25 protein-coding genes are annotated in these 22,693 nt (G+C 42.2%); all 25 read left to right on the top strand.

Features of this window, described 5'->3' with window-relative positions; genetic code table 11:
* Positions 1 to 11 precede the first annotated feature (11 nt).
* The 25 genes from fliJ to A923_RS0106975 all read left to right on the top strand — a co-directional run bounded on the left by fliJ (position 12) and on the right by A923_RS0106975 (position 22,693).
* Positions 12 to 458, top strand: coding sequence for a flagellar export protein FliJ (gene fliJ, locus A923_RS0107095; protein ID WP_017220975.1), 447 nt, complete (start codon positions 12 to 14; stop codon positions 456 to 458).
* 81 nt (positions 459 to 539) lie between these two features.
* Positions 540 to 2,105 (top strand): flagellar hook-length control protein FliK, encoded by a 1,566-nt coding sequence (locus A923_RS0107090; protein WP_017220974.1) that lies wholly within the window; start codon positions 540 to 542, stop codon positions 2,103 to 2,105.
* A 66-nt stretch (positions 2,106 to 2,171) separates the two neighbouring features.
* Positions 2,172 to 2,684: a flagellar basal body-associated protein FliL gene (fliL, locus tag A923_RS0107085; protein WP_017220973.1), complete on the top strand. Its 513-nt coding sequence runs from the start codon at positions 2,172 to 2,174 to the stop codon at positions 2,682 to 2,684.
* Between the two features lie 7 nt (positions 2,685 to 2,691).
* On the top strand, positions 2,692 to 3,744 hold the full coding sequence (fliM, locus tag A923_RS0107080) for a flagellar motor switch protein FliM (RefSeq protein WP_017220972.1): 1,053 nt from the start codon (positions 2,692 to 2,694) through the stop codon (positions 3,742 to 3,744).
* Between the two features lie 9 nt (positions 3,745 to 3,753).
* Positions 3,754 to 4,137, top strand: coding sequence for a flagellar motor switch protein FliN (gene fliN, locus A923_RS0107075; protein ID WP_017220971.1), 384 nt, complete (start codon positions 3,754 to 3,756; stop codon positions 4,135 to 4,137).
* Between the two features lies 1 nt (position 4,138).
* A complete protein-coding gene (fliO, locus tag A923_RS0107070) occupies positions 4,139 to 4,462 on the top strand; it encodes a flagellar biosynthetic protein FliO (protein ID WP_017220970.1) in 324 nt (107 codons plus the stop codon).
* On the top strand, positions 4,452 to 5,198 hold the full coding sequence (gene fliP, locus A923_RS0107065) for a flagellar type III secretion system pore protein FliP (RefSeq protein WP_017220969.1): 747 nt from the start codon (positions 4,452 to 4,454) through the stop codon (positions 5,196 to 5,198). The genes fliO and fliP overlap by 11 nt, the downstream gene beginning before the upstream one ends.
* A gap of 90 nt (positions 5,199 to 5,288) precedes the next feature.
* Positions 5,289 to 5,558: a flagellar biosynthesis protein FliQ gene (gene fliQ / locus A923_RS0107060; protein ID WP_017220968.1), complete on the top strand. Its 270-nt coding sequence runs from the start codon at positions 5,289 to 5,291 to the stop codon at positions 5,556 to 5,558.
* A gap of 3 nt (positions 5,559 to 5,561) precedes the next feature.
* A complete protein-coding gene (fliR, locus tag A923_RS0107055; protein ID WP_017220967.1) occupies positions 5,562 to 6,347 on the top strand; it encodes a flagellar biosynthetic protein FliR in 786 nt (261 codons plus the stop codon).
* 35 nt (positions 6,348 to 6,382) lie between these two features.
* Positions 6,383 to 7,513, top strand: a complete 1,131-nt coding sequence (gene flhB, locus A923_RS0107050; protein ID WP_017220966.1) for a flagellar biosynthesis protein FlhB — start codon at positions 6,383 to 6,385, stop codon at positions 7,511 to 7,513.
* A gap of 89 nt (positions 7,514 to 7,602) precedes the next feature.
* Positions 7,603 to 9,702, top strand: a complete 2,100-nt coding sequence (gene flhA, locus A923_RS0107045; RefSeq protein ID WP_017220965.1) for a flagellar biosynthesis protein FlhA — start codon at positions 7,603 to 7,605, stop codon at positions 9,700 to 9,702.
* Between the two features lie 45 nt (positions 9,703 to 9,747).
* Entirely contained in the window at positions 9,748 to 11,253 is a 1,506-nt protein-coding gene (flhF, locus tag A923_RS0107040; RefSeq protein WP_017220964.1) for a flagellar biosynthesis GTPase FlhF, read from the top strand.
* A gap of 2 nt (positions 11,254 to 11,255) precedes the next feature.
* Positions 11,256 to 12,131, top strand: a complete 876-nt coding sequence (locus tag A923_RS0107035; protein WP_017220963.1) for a MinD/ParA family protein — start codon at positions 11,256 to 11,258, stop codon at positions 12,129 to 12,131.
* Between the two features lies 1 nt (position 12,132).
* Positions 12,133 to 12,858: an RNA polymerase sigma factor FliA gene (locus tag A923_RS0107030; RefSeq protein WP_017220962.1), complete on the top strand. Its 726-nt coding sequence runs from the start codon at positions 12,133 to 12,135 to the stop codon at positions 12,856 to 12,858.
* A 100-nt stretch (positions 12,859 to 12,958) separates the two neighbouring features.
* The gene (cheY, locus tag A923_RS0107025; protein WP_017220961.1) at positions 12,959 to 13,342 is read left to right on the top strand and encodes a chemotaxis response regulator CheY; all 384 of its coding nucleotides are present in this window, start codon (positions 12,959 to 12,961) and stop codon (positions 13,340 to 13,342) included.
* Between the two features lie 12 nt (positions 13,343 to 13,354).
* A complete protein-coding gene (locus tag A923_RS0107020; protein ID WP_017220960.1) occupies positions 13,355 to 14,104 on the top strand; it encodes a protein phosphatase CheZ in 750 nt (249 codons plus the stop codon).
* A gap of 11 nt (positions 14,105 to 14,115) precedes the next feature.
* Positions 14,116 to 16,278 (top strand): chemotaxis protein CheA, encoded by a 2,163-nt coding sequence (locus A923_RS0107015; protein ID WP_017220959.1) that lies wholly within the window; start codon positions 14,116 to 14,118, stop codon positions 16,276 to 16,278.
* A 70-nt stretch (positions 16,279 to 16,348) separates the two neighbouring features.
* Positions 16,349 to 17,641 (top strand): protein-glutamate methylesterase/protein-glutamine glutaminase, encoded by a 1,293-nt coding sequence (locus A923_RS0107010; protein ID WP_017220958.1) that lies wholly within the window; start codon positions 16,349 to 16,351, stop codon positions 17,639 to 17,641.
* A 26-nt stretch (positions 17,642 to 17,667) separates the two neighbouring features.
* A complete protein-coding gene (locus A923_RS0107005) occupies positions 17,668 to 18,459 on the top strand; it encodes a ParA family protein (RefSeq protein WP_017220957.1) in 792 nt (263 codons plus the stop codon).
* On the top strand, positions 18,452 to 19,444 hold the full coding sequence (locus tag A923_RS0107000) for a chemotaxis protein CheW (RefSeq protein WP_017220956.1): 993 nt from the start codon (positions 18,452 to 18,454) through the stop codon (positions 19,442 to 19,444). The genes A923_RS0107005 and A923_RS0107000 overlap by 8 nt, the downstream gene beginning before the upstream one ends.
* 16 nt (positions 19,445 to 19,460) lie before the next feature.
* Positions 19,461 to 19,949: a chemotaxis protein CheW gene (locus A923_RS0106995; RefSeq protein WP_017220955.1), complete on the top strand. Its 489-nt coding sequence runs from the start codon at positions 19,461 to 19,463 to the stop codon at positions 19,947 to 19,949.
* A gap of 85 nt (positions 19,950 to 20,034) precedes the next feature.
* The gene (locus tag A923_RS0106990; RefSeq protein WP_017220954.1) at positions 20,035 to 20,448 is read left to right on the top strand and encodes a DUF2802 domain-containing protein; all 414 of its coding nucleotides are present in this window, start codon (positions 20,035 to 20,037) and stop codon (positions 20,446 to 20,448) included.
* A gap of 61 nt (positions 20,449 to 20,509) precedes the next feature.
* The gene (ccmA, locus tag A923_RS0106985; protein WP_017220953.1) at positions 20,510 to 21,184 is read left to right on the top strand and encodes a cytochrome c biogenesis heme-transporting ATPase CcmA; all 675 of its coding nucleotides are present in this window, start codon (positions 20,510 to 20,512) and stop codon (positions 21,182 to 21,184) included.
* Position 21,185: 1 nt separating this feature from the next.
* Positions 21,186 to 21,854 carry a heme exporter protein CcmB gene (gene ccmB, locus A923_RS0106980; protein ID WP_017220952.1) on the top strand — a complete coding sequence of 223 codons (669 nt, stop codon included), beginning with the start codon at positions 21,186 to 21,188 and terminating at the stop codon, positions 21,852 to 21,854.
* Positions 21,855 to 21,952: 98 nt separating this feature from the next.
* A complete protein-coding gene (locus A923_RS0106975) occupies positions 21,953 to 22,693 on the top strand; it encodes a heme ABC transporter permease (protein WP_017220951.1) in 741 nt (246 codons plus the stop codon).

The following is a 22,693-nucleotide window of genomic DNA, read 5'->3' as shown; positions in this document are numbered from 1 at the left end:
GTGTCAATAATATGTCTAATACCGCGTTAGAGCGTGTGCACCAGCAGCTTACAGAGCAAGAGAAATATGCCGCCAGAGCGTATGCACTGATCCAACAAGATGCAGTACGTTATCATACCCAAATGCAACAACTGAGTGATTATCGTAAACAATATCTGCAAAAGTTTACTGACAAAGGTGCCGAAGGTATATCGGGTGATAGTTATGCGCACTATCATAACTTCATGAAAAAACTAGAACTGGCCGAGTTTGAGCAAAAGCAAGCACTCGACAATATCCAACAAACCGTCAATAACAAACATCGGGATTGGATGGAGATCCGTAAGAAACGGGATGCCCTTGGTTTGTTGTTAGATAAGCGAAAAACCGCCGCCCAACTTGTCGAACACCGCCGCGAGCAAAAAGATCTTGATGAGTTTTCTAACTTCCAATACTTCAAGCGTAAAAATAATCGCTAAACGCACGTAAGAGCATAATCTGGCGTGAATTTTGCAATCGTTTAGCTATAATTCCTTATTGATGACATTTAGGCTTGAACTATGACTTTCTCTCTACAAAAATCAACAGCGATGACGGATACGCAGGCGGCGAATAACAAATCGTCTGCGCTTAATGTCAAAAGCGATGCCGCTGCAGATATCGCGAATGATGGAGAGTCGAGTACCCCTGAAAGTAGCTTTTCTAAATTGTTCTCTCTCTTTAGCAGTGATAATAACACCGCCGATAACGCCACTGTAAAATCGAACAATAGCACCGCTGCGCTAGCGGGCGAGAGTGTTGCGACTGGCCCTGCGGCTGCTACTTTGAACAGTGATGATGATATTGTCACTGCTGGATTAATTAATAACGCAGATGACGTTGAAGTGATATCTGGCGATGAGTTAAACGAAAAAAGTCCCTCTGACAGTCTGCCACAAAATGAAAGTAGTGATGACTTTTTAGCGCGCCTTGGTCAATCATCTATGTTATTGCAAGGCAATGCAGCGAGTGACGCGGGAAAATCCGTGCAAGGTCAAGCCAACGGTAATGAATTGCCTTCAGCTACAAAGGGGGCGAATATTGCCTCATCAACATCAACATCAACATCAACATCAATTGACATGACTGAATTATCCGCGCTTGAGAGTAACGCTGCAAAAACGACAGATGTTAGTGATGCTGGCAGCGATGAACTGACGCAAGCATTACCAATGAGCGAATTATCTACAACCTCAGCAAATGCGACAGCTCCAATTGATACGATCACAGCATCAACGTTAGCGGGGATGTCGACTGTTGCGGGTCTGACTGACAATAACAGCCGTTCTGCGAAAGATGATTTACAGGCGACTGGCGATACAATTAATGGCGATGGCTCAGTTAATAGTGAAGGGTTAGATGGCGGCGCTGGTAAAGCTAGCTTAGCTACTGGCTTTGGCGACGCCGGGATGACGAAGAACACACCGTTTGGTCAACCAAATAACATGGCTGCTGGTATCAACAGTGCCGCAACTGAAAGTAACGATTCAGCGCGAGATCAGCTGAGCACGACATCAGCTGAACCCATTGAACAACTCGATTTTGCGCAAATTATGGAGTCAGCACGTAAGCCCGAACTGTTAGATCAAACGACGCGTACCCTGGCAAAGGCGCCGATATTAACGGACGCTGAACAGCAAGTATTAGAGAAACGGGTGCATCTTAATAACAATCTCGCCAGTTCGGAATTAAATGAAAAAATCGCCATCATGGCCGGCAAAGAATTACAAACTGCGACAATCCGCTTAGACCCTGCAGAATTAGGTAGCATGAATATCAAATTGGTTGTGCAAAATGATCAGATAAATGTGACAATCCAAGCGCAGAATAATCAAAGCCGAGATTTACTTGAGCAGCAAATGCCGCGATTACGAGAAATGCTCCAGCAACAAGGCATGACACTCGGTGATACACAGGTACAAGCTGACAGTGGCCAGCAGCAATCTGGATTTCAGCAAGCAAGACAAGAAAACGGACAAAAAAATAGCAATAATCAAGCGAATCACGCGATAGATTCACAGAGTGAAGCACCTGTGACGACTCCGTATTGGCAAGACTCGGCTAAAGGGGTAGACTTTTACGCCTAAGCTGTTTCATCAGTGACAGTATTAGCATTCATATAGCACAATAGAGCATTCGATTTAAGGATCACAATGGCCGACGACAAAGACCTGAAACTAGATGAAAAAGGTAAAGGGAATAAGAAAATTATTATCATTGCGATAATTTTAATCTTAGCGCTTGCTGGTGGCGGCGCGGCATTTTTCTTACTAAGTGGTGGTGATGATAGTGTTGCCACTGATAGTACTGAAGTAGCAACGAAAATTGTTGATAAAAGCGCTGACCAGACTGCTTATTATGTTGCTCTACCACGTCCTTTTGTCTTTAATGTTATTGGCTTGAAGCGTGAGCGCTTAGTACAAATAAAAGTCCAGCTAATGGTACGTGGCAGTGATAATCAAGACTTAGTGAAAGCCAATTTACCGCTGGTTGAGAGTACTTTGCTACAAGTCTTTAGCGCCACAACAGAGCAGCAATTAGCAACCTATCAAGGTAAAGAATTAGTACGTACGGACTCATTAACGAGTGTGAATGAAATTTTGACAAAATATACCGGAGTCGCGGCGATTGAAAAAATCCTGTTTTCTGGTTTTGTAATGCAGTAGGTTAAGTGTGAGTGATTTATTAAGCCAAGACGAGATCGATGCGCTATTACATGGTGTTGATGATGTTGAAGAAGATGAGTTTGACACCGTCGAAGACAGTGCCAGTATTGTTGATTTTGACTTTTCATCGCAAGACCGTATTGTACGTGGCCGTATGCCAACGCTGGAGTTGGTTAATGAACGTTTCGCGCGTCACATGCGGATCAGCCTTTTTAATATGATGCGTCGTACTGCTGAAGTATCAATTAATGGCGTACAGATGCTCAAGTTTGGTGAGTACGTACATACGTTATTTGTACCGACGAGTTTGAACATGGTACGTTTCCGACCATTAAAAGGCACTGCGTTAGTGACCATGGAAGCGCGGTTAGTATTTATTTTGGTTGAAAACTTTTTTGGTGGTGATGGTCGTTATCATGCCAAGATTGAAGGTCGTGAGTTTACGCCGACAGAGCGTCGTATTATTCAAATGTTATTGAAGATAGTATTTGAAGATTATCACGAGGCATGGGCGCCAGTCATGGATTCAGAGTTTGAATACCTTGATTCGGAAGTGAACCCGGCAATGGCGAATATTGTTAGCCCAACAGAAGTTGTGGTGGTGAGCTCGTTCCATATTGAACTTGATGGTGGTGGTGGTGATTTCCATATTACCATGCCGTATTCGATGCTAGAGCCGATCCGTGAATTACTCGATGCGGGTGTGCAAAGTGATAAAGAAGATACCGATGAACGCTGGAGTTCGGCGTTACAAGAAGAGATCTTAGATGTACCGGTAGAGCTTAGTACTCGATTACTTGAAACTGAGTTAACGCTAGGGCAAATCATGGAATTAAAAGCCGGCGATATTATTCCGGTCGATATGCCTGAAGAACTCACTGTATTTATTGAAGATTTACCGAGTTATAAAGCCAAACTAGGTCGGAATAAAGACAATGTAGCGGTTAAAATTAGTAAAAAACTGAAAGTAAGTAATTTAACTAAATCTGATATCGACCATGTAGCATTACGTGGTGGTTTATTGAATTTAGGCGATAACAATGACAATGATGACAAATAAGGTATTGAAATGAGTGCAGATCAAGATCAGATGGCTAATGACTGGGCTGCTGCAATGGCAGAGCAAAGTAATGTTGAAGCGACTGAGTTAGAAGATTTTAACAACGACGACAATACCTTCTCGGCTGAGCATCAGCAAAAGCTAGATAGTATTCTTGATATTCCAGTTGTGATCTCAATGGAAGTGGGCCGTAGTAAAATTAGTATTCGTAATTTATTACAGTTAAACCAAGGTTCTGTTGTTGAGCTTGATCGTATTGCCGGTGAGCCACTCGACGTGATGGTCAATGGTACGCTTATCGCACACGGTGAAGTGGTTGTGGTAAATGATAAATTTGGTATTCGTTTAACTGATGTGATAAGTCAAACCGAACGTATTAAAAAGCTTAAATAGCATGAACGATCTCGATATGCTGCAATGGCTATTATCATTGTTTGTGGTTATTGCGGTTATCGTGATGTTAGCTTGGATCGCCAAAAAGACGCGTGTATTTGGTAGTAATCATCAACAACTACACGTTATCGCGACGCTACCGCTAGGGCCTAAAGAACGTCTTATGGTGGTACAAGTGGGCTCTGAACAAGTACTTCTCGGTGTGACTGGACAGCAAATTAATCTGCTGAAAGAATTGCCAGAACCATTGGTAAATAGTCAGCCAGAACTCAATCCATTTGCTACTAAATTAGCCCAGATGATGAAACAGCATAATGAAAAATAAGTATACGATCTTACTGTCATTAATATTGGTATTATTTACTTCTGCTGCCTGGGCCGATAACTCGGTAATGTCGGCGGTGAAACTCATCACCAACGACGATGGTTCGCAAGAGTATTCGGTGTCCTTGCAAATTTTAGCAATGATGACGGCGCTGAGTTTTATCCCTGCCGCGTTAATCATGATGACCTCGTTTACCCGGATTATCATTGTGTTGTCTATCTTGCGTCAAGCGCTGGGTTTACAGCAAAGTCCGTCTAACCAAGTGCTTGTCGGTATCACCTTATTCTTGTCTTTTTTCATTATGTCGCCGGTATTTGAGCGCGTTAATGATAATGCCCTGCAGCCTTATTTGAATGAAGAACTTACCTCGATACAAGCCTTTGAACAGGCAAAGCTACCCATGCAACAATTTATGTTAGCGCAAACTCGTGTGACTGACATTGATACCTTTATGCGTATTGCTAAAGTGGAAGCTAATTCACCTGAAGAAGTGCCTTTTAGAGTACTCATTCCTGCCTTTGTGACCAGTGAACTGAAAACCGCTTTTCAAATTGGTTTTATGGTGTTCATTCCCTTTTTGATTATTGACTTGGTTGTGGCGAGTATCTTGATGGCCATGGGTATGATGATGTTATCGCCTATGATTGTATCCTTACCCTTTAAATTGATGTTGTTTGTACTTGTTGATGGCTGGAGCCTGATTATGGGTACGCTTGCAACTAGTTTTGGTTTATGACGAGCCTCTTTATCACCGAGCTTCCATCTCCGCAATCATATACGTTCATCAGCCAGTTCATAAACCGGTTTATAAGGAAGAGGCAGCATCATGGCACCTGAAGTCTTTGTAGATATATTTCGACAAGCATTATGGACAGTATTGCTGTTGGTATGTGCTGTTGTTGTGCCCGGATTACTGGTTGGTTTAGTCGTTTCTGTATTTCAGGCCGCTACATCTATTAATGAACAAACACTGAGTTTCTTACCGCGCTTAATTGCCACCTTATTAGCGCTTATTTATGGCGCTCACTGGGGGTTTGGTCGATTAATGGAATTTTTCACCAATATGATGCTGCAAGTTCCGCAAGTTGTAGGGTAATAAGTGGAAATTCTGTCGGCTGATATCATGACGTTTATGGCCAGTTATATTTGGCCGTTTGCCCGCCTCTCTGGCATGGTGATGGTCATGATCGTCAGTGGTGCTAAAACCACGCCTGTGATGATCCGGTTATTCTATTGCCTCGCACTGACTGCGATGGTTGCACCTGTATTACCGCCTATGCCGAATGTTGAGCTGTTTTCGCTCCGCAGTTTCATGATAATCCTGCAACAGAGTTTGATTGGTATCGCGGTTGGTTTTGTGACACTGATGTTGATTCAAACCTTTGTTGTCGCGGGACAGATTATTGCGATGCAAACCAGCTTAGGTTTTGCTTCAATGGCAGACCCGTCATCCGGGCAGACTTCGCCTGTGATCGGCCAAATCTATATTCTATTAGGTACGTTGGTTTATTTATCTGTTAACGGTCATTTATTTATGATCGAAACCATCGTTAAATCTTTTGATACCTTACCCGTATCGGAATCCGGTTTGGTTGCAATACAATATTATGAAATAGCAGGCTGGATGTCGGTGATGATAGCGGCTGCCCTGAGCATGTCATTATCTGCGATTGTTGCTATGCTCGTGATTAACTTTTCATTTGGTGTTATGACCAAAGCGGCGCCGCAGTTAAACGTATTCAGTTTAGGGTTTGCGGTAGGTATGGTCGCGGGTTTATTTATTATTTATTTATCATTAAAGAGCTTTATGTTCCATTTTGATGCGCAATGGCAAAGAGCCGGTGAACTGATCTGTTCATTGCTCAATAATGCGTGCGCGTATTAGTACTACTCATCACATTAGAATAAAGGTATTTCCTCATGGCTGAAAAAGACGGTCAAGAACAAACCGAAGACGCCACCGAGAAAAAGCTCACCCAAGCCAGGGAGAAAGGTCAGGTAGTACGTTCGAAAGAACTTGCGACGACCTTTGTTCTGACGGCGACAGGTGCTGCTTTTCTGGCTTTTGGTGATGCGTTAGCGCGTGCGCTTGTGACCAATATGACTCAGCTTTTTAAACTTGATCGTGAAGAAATATTCAACCCTCAAGCCTTGCTCGAGATTGTAACTCTGAGTATTAAACCGTTATTCTGGCCCTTATTCGGTATTATGATCGTGGGTTTTTTTGCTGGTATTGTCGGTAATATTATCATGGGCGGCGTAGTCTTTAGTGGCGAGTCAATTCGCCCTAAAGCATCGAAAATGTCGCCTAAAGCAGGCCTTAAAAGAATGATGGGCCCGCAGGCGATGGTGGAGCTGGTTAAATCAATTGCCAAGGTCACGGTCGTAGTCACCATTGCCTTGATGGTGCTAAAAAATCAATTCTTAGAAATTATGGAGTTTAGTCTTCAGCCATTACACATCTCGATTATCGAATCGTTAACCTTCTTGACTGATGTTTTCATTTGGCTCTGTGCGTCTTTGATTATTATTGTGGCGATTGATGTACCGTATCAATATTGGAAACATGCCAAAGAATTGCGTATGACCAAGCAAGAAGTAAAAGACGAAATGAAAGATGTGAATGGTAATCCACAGCTAAAAGGCAAGATAAGACAAATGCAGATGGAGGTATCACAGCGTCGAATGATGGGCAATGTCCCAGATGCAGATGTCATTATTACCAATCCTACCCATTACTCTGTGGCGCTAAAATATGAGAAGTCGGGGAGTTCCGCCCCTAAAGTCGTGGCTAAAGGTGTCGATCACACGGCATTTCGTATTCGCGATATGGCCAAAGAACATAAAGTACCTATTTTAGAGTCCGCGGCCTTAACGCGTGCTATTTACCATACCACCGAGATCGACGAACCTATCCCTGAAGGCTTGTTTATTGCAGTTGCGCAGATCCTCGCTTACGTTTATCAACTCGAGCAGTTCAAGCAGCGTAAAGGTAATCGTCCCAAACCATTGCCAAAAGCCATGGATATACCGGATGATTTGAAATATTAATGCCATTTTTAGGTTAAGATAGCTAATGCTTTTGCCTTAGGTATGATTATTGCTTTATACTAGCGAGCATAATTTTTTGAGGTCTCCGAATGCAAGTAGCAACAAATCTATCCAAAATCTGGGGTAAAAGATCGATCGCGCTAGAAAATATCGGCACCCCGATAGTTGTTTTAGCTACATTAGGTATGGTTGTATTACCGATACCTGCATTCCTGTTAGATGTCTTCTTTTCTTTTAATATCGCGTTGTCGTTATTAGTCTTACTTGTTTCTGTATACGTAAACAAACCCCTTGAATTTGCTGCTTTTCCGACGGTACTGTTAATTGCGACGCTACTGCGTTTAGCCCTGAATGTGGCCTCGACTCGAGTGGTGTTATTGGAAGGTCATAATGGTGGTGATGCCGCCGGTAAGGTAATTGACGCTTTTGGTTCTGTGGTGATCGGCGGTAATTTGGCGGTCGGTTTAATCGTGTTCATGATCCTGATGATTATTAACTTCGCGGTTGTGACCAAAGGTGCGGGTCGTATCTCGGAAGTAAGTGCGCGTTTTACCCTTGATGCGATGCCAGGTAAACAGATGGCGATTGATGCCGATTTGAATGCCGGTATTATCGATCAAGAACAAGCCAAACAGCGCCGTGCCGAGGTGACTGAAGAAGCTGATTTTTATGGTTCGATGGATGGTGCCAGTAAATTTGTAAAAGGTGATGCGGTTGCGGGTTTATTGATTTTATTTATCAATATTATCGGTGGTCTGATTATCGGTATTATGCAACATGATTTAAGCTTTTCTGAAGCCAGTGAAATTTATACCTTGCTGACGATTGGTGATGGCTTGGTTGCACAAATTCCATCATTACTGCTTTCTATTGCTGCAGCAATTATCGTTACCCGTCAAAATAAAGACGAAAAACTTGGTACCCAAGTGACGAGTCAAATGGTGGCTAATCCAAAAGCATTAGCGGTTGTTGCAATTATTATGACTGTAATGGGCCTAGTGCCGGGCATGCCACATCTCGCTTTCATCGGTTTTGGTGTGCTTACCGGTGCTTGGGCTTGGCGTTTAATGAAACAAGCCGATAAACGCGAAGAAGATAAAAATAACATACCAGAAGATGCCGCGATTGAATCGAATTTGAATGATCAAAAAGACCTTGATTGGGGCGATGTTAAACCCGTTGATACAATTGGCTTGGAAGTGGGTTACCGTCTTATACCTATGGTTGATAAGAGCCAAGGTGGCGAATTATTAAATCGTATTAAAGGTGTGCGTAAAAAACTGTCTCAAGAATTAGGCTTCTTAGTACCCGCGGTACATATTCGAGACAACCTTGATCTACCACCAAATTGTTACAGTATTAACATTATGGGGGTATCAAATGGCGAAATTGAAATCTTCCACGATAAAGAGTTAGCGATTAACCCTGGCCAGGTTTACGGCAAAATTGATGGCATTTCAACCATCGATCCAGCTTTTGGTTTACCTGCTTTGTGGATCAACCCGCAACAGCGTGATCAAGCGCAAACCTTGGGCTATACAGCAGTTGACTCGGCTACGGTTGTTGCGACACACTTGAGTCAGTTACTGCTGAACAATGCGGCGCAGTTACTCGGCTATGAAGAAGTACAGAATTTATTGGATGTGTTAGCAAAAACACATCCCAAGTTGGTTGAAAGTTTAGTACCTGAAATTTTACCTCTCGGTGTTGTAGTGAAAGTACTGAAAGGGTTATTGCATGATAACGTACCCATTCGAGATATACGCACCATTGTCGAAACGATGGCTGAATATGGCACTAAAACACAAGACCCTGAAGTATTAATTTCGGCTTGTCGTGTCAGCTTACGTCGTATGATTGTTCAGGATATTAATGGTATCGATAGTGAATTACCTGTCGTGACACTGGCACCGGAATTAGAACAAATATTACATCAGTCTCTGCAGGCAGCAGGGAGTGAAGGTGCTGGTATTGAACCTGGATTAGCTGAACGAATGCAAACGTCGTTAGCAGAAGTTGCGCAGAATCAAGAATTAGCGGGACAACCCGCGATCTTATTAACGTCTGGGGTATTAAGATCGACATTGGCGAAATTTGTGAAATATTCAATACCATCATTAAGAGTATTGTCTTACCAAGAAGTCCCCGATGATAAACAGATTAGAATTGTCAGTGTTGTAGGGCAATAACGCGTTAATAAATTAAAGTAGTGAACAGTACTTAAGGATGATAAGTTGAAAATAAAGCGCTTTTTTGCCAAAGATATGCGAGCGGCATTGGCTGAAGTTAAAGAGGTTCTTGGCCCTGACGCTGTCATTATGTCTAACAAAAAGGTCACTGGTGGCATCGAAATCGTTGCTGCTGTGGATTTCTCTGAAAGTAAACCTGCTGCGCCTAAGCCTGCACCTAAACTGGCAGCGGAACAAGCACCTGTAACAAATAAGACAAACCGTCAACTTTCTGAAGATTCCGTCAATTTATCGGCATCTAAATTTAGTTTCAAGAAATTAATGAATAGCGAAATGTCACAACAAGCTGAACCTGAGCAAGTTGCGGGTAAAAACGACTCATTAGCAAGCTTACTGGCACGTCAGCAAGAACATAAACAGCAGATGTCGCAAGCTATAAACAATGATGACACGAGTGAAGAGAATAATTGGGATACCAGTTTTCTAAAGAAACCTGTGTCTCGACGTTTCGCTGAACCACCAAAGTCTGCACCAGCCACGCTCGCTGAGCAAAATGAAATGCGTGATGGTATGGCGAAGCAGTCAGCGCCAAATGGCTATAAACCGTTTGAGTCAACGCCGCCAAAAGTGGATAACCAGCAGGATATTAGTGCCATGAAAGCGGAGCTGGCTTCAATCCGTCAGTTGCTTGAGCACCAAGTGTCAGGCTTGCAGTGGCAGGAAGTTGAACGTAACGAACCTATTCGTGCTATGTTGATTAAGCATCTAGTTAAGATTGGTTTTACTGACGAAATTGCCGATCAATTGGCAAATTGTGTGGCAGAAAATTGTTCAATAGAATCAGCATGGGATCAAATTCAGGCGCTATTAATAGATAATGTCTTGATTGCCAAAGATGATATTTTAAGTAAAGGTGGCGCCGTTGCCTTAGTGGGCCCAACCGGTGTTGGTAAAACGACAACAATCGCCAAGTTAGCGGCAAAATTTGCCATGTTGCATGGTTCCGATAATGTTGCGTTGATCACAACTGATACATATCGTATCGGTGCACACGAACAATTAGCGACTTATGGCCGTATAATGGGCTGTACCGTTAAGGTTGCACGTGATGATGCGGAATTGGCACAATACTTGTATCAATTACGTAGTAAGCGTTTAGTTTTGATTGACACCGCTGGGATGGGTCAGCGCGATACGCGTTTGTCTGAACAGTTAAAGACATTAGTAAATAATGAAAAAGTCGTGATTCGTAACTATTTAGTTGTCCCTGCTACTTCACAGCGTAGGGTCGTACAAGAAACACTTGAGCATTTTCACCACATCCCGTTAGCGGGCTGTATTTTAAGTAAAGTGGATGAAAGTTTAAGCCTCGGTGAAATTTTAAGTGTATTAATACAACATCAACTGCCGATTGCTTATATAACGAATGGGCAGAGAGTACCTGAAGATATCGATTCAGCGAATGCTCAGCAATTAGTGAGTACTGTGCTGAACAGAGATACACGAGAAGAACAACACGATACGCATTTTTGGTTAGGCGATGATAAATAGTAATGAATAAAAATCTTTTTTTCGATCAAGCAAGTGGTCTAAGACAAATGAGTAATAACAAAAAAGTTAAAGTTATTGCCGTTTCAGGTGGTAAAGGTGGCGTGGGTAAAACTAACGTAACACTGAACATGGCAGTAGCACTCGCGGCTCAAGGCAAGCGAGTGATGGTTTTAGATGCCGATCTTGGATTGGCAAATGTCGATGTTTTACTCGGCTTACGCGTACATAAAAATATCTCTCATGTGATATCGGGAGAATGTACATTAGACGATATTTTGATTGAAGGGCCAAATGGCATTTTGATCGCGCCAGCGACATCGGGTACACGTTCGATGGTTGAGTTGTCGGTGCAAGAGCATGCGGGTTTAATCCGCGCTTTTGGCGCATTAAAGACACCCATTGACGTGTTATTAGTTGATACTGCTGCCGGTATTTCGGACATGGTATTAAGTTTTTGCCGTGCTTCACAAGATATCTTGATGGTGGTGTGTGATGAACCAACATCGATTACCGATGCTTACGCTTTAATTAAATTATTATCTAAAGAACACGGTGTTCATCGTTTTAAAATTGTCGCCAACATGGTGCGCAGTTTACGTGAAGGCCAAGAATTATTTACTAAGTTGACACGTGTCACCGACCGATTTTTAGATGCAACATTAGAACTTGTTGCTTGTATTCCGTTTGATAACTGTGTTCGTCAATCTGTTCGAAAGCAAAAAGTGGTTGTAGAGGCGTTTCCAAAAGCACCTGCGTCACTTGCGTTTAGAGCATTGGCAAGTAAAGCTGCTACTTGGCCGGTACCGAATAAAGCCGGTGGTCATCTAGAGTTTTTCATTGAGAACCTGTTTGAGAACAAAGCCAAGGTAGAAGATTGAAGTGAATAAGGCATCCGCTTACACTAACATCCAGTCGCAACAGAATCAGGCTGTTGAGCAATTCGGTTTTTTAGTAAAACGAATTGCCCATCACTTGCTTCTACGTTTGCCGCCGAGTGTTCAGTTAGATGATTTAATCCAATCGGGTATGATTGGGTTACTGGATGCTGCGCGCAATTTTGATGGTTCTAAAGGGGCTAGTTTTGAAACGTATGCGGGTATTCGTATTCGCGGCTCAATGATTGATGAAATGAGACGCGGAGACTGGGTACCAAGATCAGTGCATAAAAATGGTCGTGATATTGCAGCTGCCATTGATCGGATCGAGAAACAAACGGGGACGGACGCAAAAGATACTGATGTTGCTGGCGAATTAGGCGTAAGTCTGACCGACTACCATAGTATGTTGATGGATGTTAACAGTGGGCATATATTGGCGGTCGAGGATTTGACGGCCAGTAATGAAGACGCTTATTCAGCTTATGAAGGTAAATCAAGTACCCCTTGTGCGGACTTTTCTGACCAACGTTTTCAGCAAGCACTCGCTGGTTGTATTAAAACATTACCAGAAAGAGAAAGCTTAGTTTTATCGCTTTATTACGATGAAGAGTTAAACCTAAGAGAGATTGGGGAAGTGCTTAGTGTCAGTGAATCTCGAGTAAGTCAAATACACAGTCAAGCAATGCATCGTGTTAAAGCTCGTATGCATGCTTGGATTGATGATTAAGTTTAATTGGTACTATTTATTCAGTACCTGAATATTGAAGTAATATATTTATGGGTATCAGGACCTGTAAATATTGTAATTACTTATTTTGGAGAACAACTTGAAAAAGCAAATTAAAATTCTTATCGTTGATGATTTTTCTACGATGAGACGTATCATTAAAAACCTATTGCGCGACCTTGGTTTTAGTAATACTTATGAAGCGGATGACGGTAACACCGCGTTACCTATGCTTAAAAATGGCGATTATGACTTTGTTGTCACTGATTGGAATATGCCTGGCATGCAAGGTATTGATCTGCTTAAAGAGATCCGTAAAGATCAAGCGCTTTGCCATATTCCAGTATTGATGGTTACTGCAGAAGCGAAACGTGAACAGATTATTGAAGCTGCACAATCAGGTGTAAATGGTTACATTATCAAACCATTCACGGCAGCGACATTAAAAGAAAAATTAGAGAAGATCTTCGAACGAATTCAATAATCAGGGATGCGCATGAGTGAACAACTAGAATCTTTGATTTCATTGGCAAAAGCTAAAGAATTGGTTGCACTGTTAGAGTGTGACCAGATTGAAATGGCAAATGAAATTATCACCGATATTCAGAGTGCAAGTTCCGATGCTCTGTTTGATAAAGTCGGTGTGTTAACGCGTCAACTGCATGATTCATTAGAAGACTTCCAATTAGATACACGTATTGAAAGTTTGGCCAACGACGAATTTCCTGATGCACGAGAGCGTTTAAACTACGTGATCGAGATGACAGATAAAGCCGCAAACCGAACGATGGATGCAGTAGAAGCTTGCTTGCCAATCGCCGATAGCTTTAACGATCGCATCCAACAAGTGATGCCAAATTGGAAGAGCTTGATGAGTCGTGATTTGCAACTCGGTCAATTCAAAGAACTTTGTAATTTATTAGATGATTTCCTTCAAGTTTCAGTGTCTGATGCCGATAGCCTAAGACAGTACTTAACTGAAATTCTAATGGCACAAGATTTCCAAGACTTAACAGGTCAAATGATCCGTCGTGTGATTAATCTAGTGCAAGAAGTTGAAGTTAAATTAGTTGAAATGTTGACGATGTTTGGTGAGGCAGCAAAACCACTAAACAAATCAGCTGAACAAATTAAAGAAATAAGTGGCATTGAGGCGGAAGGTCCGATCATGAACGCGAGTGAACGTGTTGATGTGGTAGACGGCCAAAATGATGTTGATGATTTATTATCAAGTTTAGGATTTTAAGGGAGATATTGATGAGCTTTGATGTTGATGAAGATATTCTACAGGACTTCCTGATAGAAGCATCTGAAATTCTGGAGCTACTCTCTGAGCAACTCGTTGATTTAGAAAAACGTCCAGAAGACTCAGAATTGCTGAATGCAATCTTTAGGGGGTTCCATACGGTTAAAGGTGGTGCTGGATTTTTAGCATTATCAGAACTCGTTGATATATGCCACGGTGCAGAAAACGTATTTGATGGCTTGCGCAATGGACTTCGAGCGGTAACACCTGAATTAATGGATGTTATTCTTAAATCATTGGATTGTGTAAACGAAATGTTTGTCGCAATTCAACAAAGAGAGCCTCTTGTTGCTGCAGATGCGGCATTAATTCATCAACTGAATTTGCTTACTCAACCTGAATCTGCGCCAGCAGCGGTGATCGAAACGCCTGTTGTCGCTGAAAAAATTGCGGCACCTGTGGTTACTGCTGCTAGTCCAGACATTAACGGCATGTCAGAGCTTGAATTTGAGCAGTTACTTGATGAGTTACACGGTAAAGGCGGTACACCAACGGCTAATACTGAAGAGAGTAAACCTGCACCAGTGGCGATGCCTGTAAGTTCAAATTCAGACTTTAGTGATGATGAATTCGAAAAGCTACTTGATGACTTGCATGGTGTTGGTCAGCATAGTGTGGCATCTCCTGCTACACCAGCGGCGCCGAAGGTGGTAGCACCTGTGGCAGATAATAATGCTGGTATTAATGACGATGACTTCGAAAGCTTACTCGATGACTTGTATGGTAAGGGTAATGCACCAAGTGCTGTGAACAGCATTAAAAATGTAGCCACTACTTCGAATACACCAGCAGTACAATCGCAACCCGTTGTGGAACAGTTAACCGCTGTTGCAACACCGACAGCACCTGTTGCAAAAGTAGCGGCATCACCAGCTAAGGCGCCAGTCGCTAAAGCGGTAGAGCCAGCTGCAAAAACAGATAAAAAAGCTAAGCCACAAGCCGATTCAACGGTACGTGTTGATACGCGTACGCTTGATGAAATCATGAATATGGTGGGCGAGTTAGTGCTTGTTCGTAACCGTTTAGTGAGCTTGGGCATTTCAACGAATGATGAAGATATGACCAAAGCTGTGTCTAATCTTGATGTGGTTACTGCTGATTTACAAGGTGCAGTAATGAAAACACGGATGCAACCAATCAAAAAAGTATTTGGTCGTTTCCCCCGTGTTGTACGTGATTTAGCGCGTACTTTAGCGAAAGACATTAACCTTGAATTGGTTGGTGAAGAAACTGATTTAGATAAAAACTTAGTGGAAGCACTTGCTGATCCCCTGGTTCACTTAGTGAGAAACTCGGTGGATCACGGTATTGAAATGCCGGACGTACGTGAGAAAAATGGTAAACCTCGACAAGGTAATATTACCTTATCGGCCTCACAAGAAGGCGACCATATTAGTTTGAAAATCGTTGATGATGGCGCCGGTATGGACGCTGAACGATTAAAACAAATTGCCATTGACCGTGGTGTACTTGACGCAGATTCAGCGGCACGCATTTCGGATAATGAAGCATACAACCTTATTTTTGCACCAGGCTTCTCAACTAAAGAAAAGATTTCTGATATTTCTGGCCGTGGTGTCGGTATGGATGTTGTTAAGACTGGTATTAGTAAGCTTAATGGTACTATTTCGATTGATTCAAACCTGGGTACTGGTACGACAATCTTTATTAAGGTGCCGCTAACACTGGCGATATTACCAACATTGATGGTTGAAGTGGGTAAACAGATATTCGCGTTACCATTAACAAGTGTGAATGAAATATTCCATCTTGATTTAAATAAAACGCACGTAGTGGATAACCAGCTGACAATTATTGTTCGAGAGAAAGCGATACCGCTATTCTATCTGCATGATTGGTTAACGAAAATGGATCCACAAGCAGGTGCTCGTAATGAACGCGGTTTAGGCCATGTTGTTATTGTTCAATTGGGTCTCAAGCAAGTTGGTTTTGTTGTTGATAGTCTGATTGGTCAAGAAGAAGTTGTTATTAAAGCGTTAGACAACTTATTACAAGGTACGCCAGGTATGGCTGGAGCAACAATTACCAGTGATGGTGGTATTGCGCTGATTTTGGACATTCCAAGTCTCTTGAATCATTACGCAAAACGCTAATTTGTTGATGCAGGGGGCAACCCCTGTGTGCTTTTACATTGAAGTAGACACATTGAAGTAGATAGATTAGATGAAAATAAAGGTTTTAGTCGTTGATGACTCTAGTTTTTTCAGACGTAGAGTAAGTGAAATCATTAATGCAGATCCAGAAATGGAAGTTATTGGTACTGCTAACAATGGTCAAGAAGCGATCACTCAAACAAAGTTACTACGTCCTGATGTGATCACGATGGATATTGAAATGCCGGTACTCGATGGTATTTCTGCTGTTAAAGTGATCATGAAGGAAGCGCCGACTCCGATTTTAATGTTTTCATCATTAACACATCAAGGTGCCAAATCAACGCTAGAGGCCTTAGAAGCGGGTGCCGCTAACTTCTTGCCGAAAAAGTTTGAAGATATTGCTAAAGATAAAGCGGAAGCGGTACGATTATTACAGCAGAATATTAAAGAAATTAGTAAACGACGCAGTTTATTAAGAACACCGCGTAGTACGCCTGTTACGTCGCCAATAATGACTGCAGCACCTACGAATCATTCGATACCAACTTTAACGCGAAGTACGGTTAATAGTACGGTTAATAGTACTGTTAATAATACAGTTAATCGCACTGTTAATAACACCGTGCATAACCGTATCAATACGCCAGTTGTTGCGCGACACAATGCGGATACGAATCGCTTAAATACGTTAAATTCTGGTCACACTCACCATGTCGACAATAGTCCGTCTGAAGCGCGAGTATTGCCAGCAGCAAGTCGTGTGCTAAAACGTGCATCAGGTAAAAAGTATAGCTTATTAGCAATCGGCTCTTCGACCGGTGGTCCAGTCGCATTGCAAAATGTATTAACACCTTTACGGCATGATTTTCCACTCCCTATTTTGCTGATTCAACATATGCCAGCTACATTTACCTCGGCATTTGCAGCGCGATTGAATACTTTATGCCAAATTACGGTAAAGGAAGCGCAGCACGGTGATCGCTTACAGCCGGGTGTCGCTTATTTAGCGCCGGGTGGCAAGCAAGTATTGATCGAAAGTAAAGCCGGTGGCTTGTATCTGAAAGTCATAGACAGTCCAGAAGGCATTAATTATAAACCGAGTGTTGATATTACATTTGGTTCTGCTGCAAAGTCATATCGCGATAAAGTATTGGCGATTGTCTTAACTGGCATGGGCGCAGATGGTCGCGAGGGCGCTAAATTACTTAAACAACATGGCAGTACAGTATGGGCACAGGATGCACAATCTTGTGTTGTCTATGGTATGCCACAAGCGATTGTGAATGCTGGATTAGCCGATGAGCAAATTAATCTGCTACAAATCGCAGAGCGCATTAATATTGAAGTTGGTTGTCGGTAATGACAAGCAGATAAGGTAGGGTAAAGTTGAACGTTTGGACTGTTGCTAATCAAAAAGGTGGGGTTGGAAAAACAACCACTGCCATTACGCTGGCTGGGTTACTGTCAGAGCAAGGGCAACGCGTATTATTAATTGATACCGACCCTCACGCATCCTTAACCAGCTATCTCAATTATGACAGTGATGACTTAACAGTTGGATTGTTTGATCTTTTTGTCGCGCCTACGCTTGATGCTGAACTAGTTCATAATGCGACAATAGAAACGCCTTACAACGGTATTAATTTATTACCCGCGACAATGGCATTGGCGACCTTGGATAGAACCCTTGGTCATCGTGATGGTATGGGACTTATTCTCAAAAATATCATCAGTCTAGTCGTGGATGATTATGACTTTGTTATTATCGATTGTCCGCCTGTACTCGGGGTGATGATGGTGAATGCATTAGCAAGCAGTGATCGTATTTTAGTGCCTGTACAAACGGAATTCTTAGCCTTGAAAGGGTTAGACCGTATGGTGAAAACGTTTGAAATTATGCAACGTAGTTGTGCAAATGAATTTAAATATACGGTGATCCCGACGATGTTTGACCGTCGAACTAAAGCATCACTGGTATCATTGCAGACATTACAGCAAAACTATAGCCAGCATGTTTGGCGTGCTGTTGTGCCAATTGATACACAATTTAGAAATGCCAGTTTAAAACATATGCCGCCCTCGATGTATTCTCGAAGTAGCCGTGGTGTTGCTGCGTATGGGGCGTTATTACAAGACTTGTTGGCAGAGATAAAACAACAGGATCGCATGTATGGATAAGAACAACAAACATTCTGCATTGGATGATTACTTTTCGTCTATGTTGTCAGTGCCTGTCGTGGAAGAAGTGAAACTGGTGGAACCAGCAGTTGTGCTTGCAAAGCCCACTCATCCTGAGCCAGTACCGTTATTGTCGGTTGTGGCGCCTCAAGCATTGAGTAACTTCAAGATCCCTGAACCAGATAGTGCTGGTTCATTAACCGAACTTGACCAGTTGTTGGGTTCTGTTATTGATATAGATCTTGCTGACATGGACTTGTCTGTTTTAGATACGGTTGAGCCGGTCGACTTGCCTGTAAATCAAGGGGTTGTCGAAACAGTAGAGCTTGATATAGGTACTGTAGAACAGGTTGTTGATGCAGTCGAACCCGTTGTTGATACAGTGAATACTATTGTCGATACCGGTACGGCTAAAGAGCGAGCAACTGAGCTGAAGAGTTCTGAGGATAGCACTGGTGAGTTGGACGTCCCAGCACAAGAGATAATACACGTAGAAGAAGATGTGATGGTTGCTGCTGAAGCACCGCCGGCGTGGGAAAATATTGAATTAGAAGAACACTTTCAAGCACTGTTTTTTGAAGTTGCAGGCGTTATTTTTGCCGTGCCTTTGACAGAGTTAGGGGGTATTCATCAAGTCGATACGGTTAATAGCTTATTTGGCAAACCGGATTGGTATTTAGGTATCATTCAACACCGAGATCAAAAATTAAGTGTTGTTGATACGGCGCAATGGGTTATGCCTGAGCAGAATATGGGCGCGATAGATTATAAATATCAAATCCAACTAAGTGATTCGAATTGGGTACTAGGCTGTGAAAGTCTGCATGGTACTGAAACTTTAAACCGTAATGATATTAAATGGCGAAGTACACCTGGCAGTCGACCTTGGTTAGCTGGCATGGTTAAATCACGCATGTGCGTATTATTACACGTAACCGAAATGATTAAATTGCTGGATAATGGCATCAATATTCATGGGCAATAGTAGAAGGAAATAAAACATGAGTCAGTCTCGAAGTCTAGGTGAAAACGCATCTGAAGATGAAGTATTACAATGGGTTACATTCAAGCTAGAGAATGAAATCTACGGTATTAACGTTATGCAAGTACAAGAAGTATTACGTTATACAGAAATTGCGCCAGTACCGGGTGCGCCAAACTACGTCATTGGTATTATTAATTTACGTGGTAATGTTGTTACCGTGATCGATACCCGCGTGCGTTTTGGTTTGATGCCATCAGAAGTAAGTGAAAACTCACGTATTGTTATCATCGAAGCTGAAAAACAAGTGATTGGTATTTTAGTTGATGGTGTTGCTGAAGTTGTTTATTTACGTTCTTCAGAAATTGATATGGCGCCGAGTGTTGGTACTGATGAAAGTGCTAAGTTCATTCAAGGTGTATCAAACCGTGATGGCGAACTGCTTATTCTTGTTGATTTGAATAAGTTTTTGAGTGATGAAGAATGGGATGAATTAAGCGGTTTATAAGCTTAATCTTCATTTCTATCTAGAAAAGCACTGTAATGATTGTTACAGTGCTTTTTTTAATTGCTATTTTATTGAAGGACTCAATATGCTTGCTTTGATTTTGTCTGGTGCTGCGCTGACTGTGGCGATTGCTGCGATTATTGGTTGTGTTGTATTATTCCGCAAGTTAACCAAATTGCAGGCAACACATAGTTTACTGCTCAAACACTTATCTAAATCAAATGATTCACTGCAAAAACGCATCATTGAACTCAGTACATCTAATGTTAACTTAGGTGGTGCAATTCAGGGGGTCGCATCGGAGTTACAGCAAACTAAATATCAGCAAGATGAAATGAAAGAAGAGATGACAACACAGGAACAGCAAGATCCTGATAGTCGTTTTTATACACGTGCAGTGAAGCTGGTTGAATTAGGCGCAAGCTTGGAAGAAATCATGCGTGAGTGCGAACTACCACGTGCAGAAGCAGAACTACTCCTTAATTTCCATAAAAAGTAGTATTTATTGTCTATAATTGGCAGGTTATTTGATGTTGCTTAATTATGCTTAAAGCCGGAATATGTTAACATTCTTACAGGTTGCTGCTGGAAGAATTAAAAATATGTTAGAAGTCGTTAATTTAAGCTGTATACGTGAAGACACCGTGTTATTTTCAGATCTGAGTTTCACCGTCTCTGCAGGTGAAATGATTCAAATTGAAGGCCCTAATGGGGTAGGTAAAACAAGCCTACTGCGTTTATTAGCCGGACTCTCATCACCCGCAGATGGTCATATCCTTTGGCAGCACATTGATACCTTAGAAGACCGTGAAAACTATCATCAAGATCTACTCTACCTTGGTCACTTACCTGGGGTGAAAGCAGAGCTGACTGCCTTCGAAAACTTATTTTTCTACCATGCTATGCACGCGCCTGTCGCTAAAGATAAGATTTGGGAAGCACTTGCTCAAGTCGGTCTTGCTGGTTATGAAGACCAACTCGCTTGTCATCTTTCTGCGGGCCAACAACGTCGTATTGCGTTAGCTCGTTTATGGTTGTCTGAGCAGAAATTATGGATCTTAGATGAACCATTTACCGCGATTGATAAAAGTGGCGTGAAGGTATTAGAGAGTTTATTTTTAGCCCATGCCGACAAGGGGGGGAGCGTTGTTTTAACAACGCACCAAGATCTACAGTTCTCAGCTGGGCGCTTACGTAAGATCACCTTAACCCGTCAACACTTAACTGAGTATTAATATGTTTGCTGTTTTTATGCAGGTGATTAAGCGCGAACTCATTACTGCTTTTCGCCGTAAATCAGATATTTTAAATCCACTGTGGTTTTTCATTATCGTCATCACACTTTTCCCATTAGGGATTGGGCCTGAGCCAAACCTGTTATTACGTATTGCACCAGGTGTTATTTGGGTGGCGGCATTATTATCGGCGTTATTATCGATGGAACGTTTATTCCGCGATGATTTTCTCGATGGTTCGCTAGAACAATTAATGTTAACGAACACGCCATTGGGGGTGATAGTTACCGCTAAGGTTGTGGCTCATTGGCTATTGACGGGTGTGCCTATTTTACTTGTTTCACCCTTGTTAGCGGTATTTTTATCATTAGATGCGAATACCTTTACGGCCACGTTTATTACTTTGTTACTCGGTACACCGGTACTTAGTTTTGTCGGGGCGATTGGCGTGGCGTTAACGGTTGGCTTACGTAAAGGTGGGGTATTGCTAAGTTTATTGATCTTACCGTTATTTATTCCCGTATTGATCTTTGCAACCAGTGCCATTGATGCGGCGAGTTTTGGTGTGTCGTATGCTGGCCCCGTTGCTATATTAGGCGCTATGCTGGCAGCATCGGTTACTTTATCACCGTTTGCTATCGCTGCATCATTACGGGTTAGCCTGAGTTAAATTGTTAGTTAAAGCTTTTAATTAAAGAAAAGTAAAGTTAGTTTCAATCACTGTTTAGGTTCATATAATTGAGCCGTTATTTATGTAGAGAGTTTAATATGTGGAAATGGCTCCATCCTTATGCAAAACCAGAAAAAAGTTATAACCTAGCCGGTAAAATGCTGCCTTGGTTTGCACTATTTAGTGCTATCTCACTGACAATCGGTATGGTTTGGGGTTTTGTATTCGCGCCCGCTGATTATCAACAAGGCGATAGTTTCCGTATTATCTATTTGCATGTACCTGCTGCATCACTTTCTATGGGTGCATACTTAAGTATGGCAATTGCTGCATTTATTGGCCTGGTCTGGCAGTTAAAAATGGCAGATATGGCTGTCGCTGCAATCGCACCAATTGGCGCAGTATTTACAGCAATTGCATTATTTACTGGTGCCGTATGGGGTAAACCTATGTGGGGCGCTTGGTGGGTATGGGATGCACGTTTAACATCTGAGCTTATCTTATTATTTTTATACCTTGGCGTTATTGCTATTTATGGCGCGTTTAGCGACAAACTACTTGCTGGTCGTGCTGCAGGTATCCTGGCGTTAGTGGGTGTTATTAATCTACCCGTTATTCACTACTCAGTTGAATGGTGGAATACGCTACATCAAAAAGCCACGATTAGTAAATTCGATAAGCCGTCAATGGATACCGATATGCTGTGGCCTTTACTGATTAACTTATTAGGCTTCGGTTTACTGTTTGGTACCTTGACCTTGATGCGTTTTAGAAATGAATTAATTACCCGTGAGTCGCACAGACCTTGGGTGAAAAAATTATTTATCGAGGATAAGTAA

It is taken from the genome of Moritella dasanensis ArB 0140 (assembly GCF_000276805.1).
In the GTDB taxonomy this organism is placed as follows: Bacteria; Pseudomonadota; Gammaproteobacteria; order Enterobacterales; family Moritellaceae; genus Moritella; species Moritella dasanensis.
This window is presented reverse-complemented; position numbering and strand designations above follow the sequence as displayed.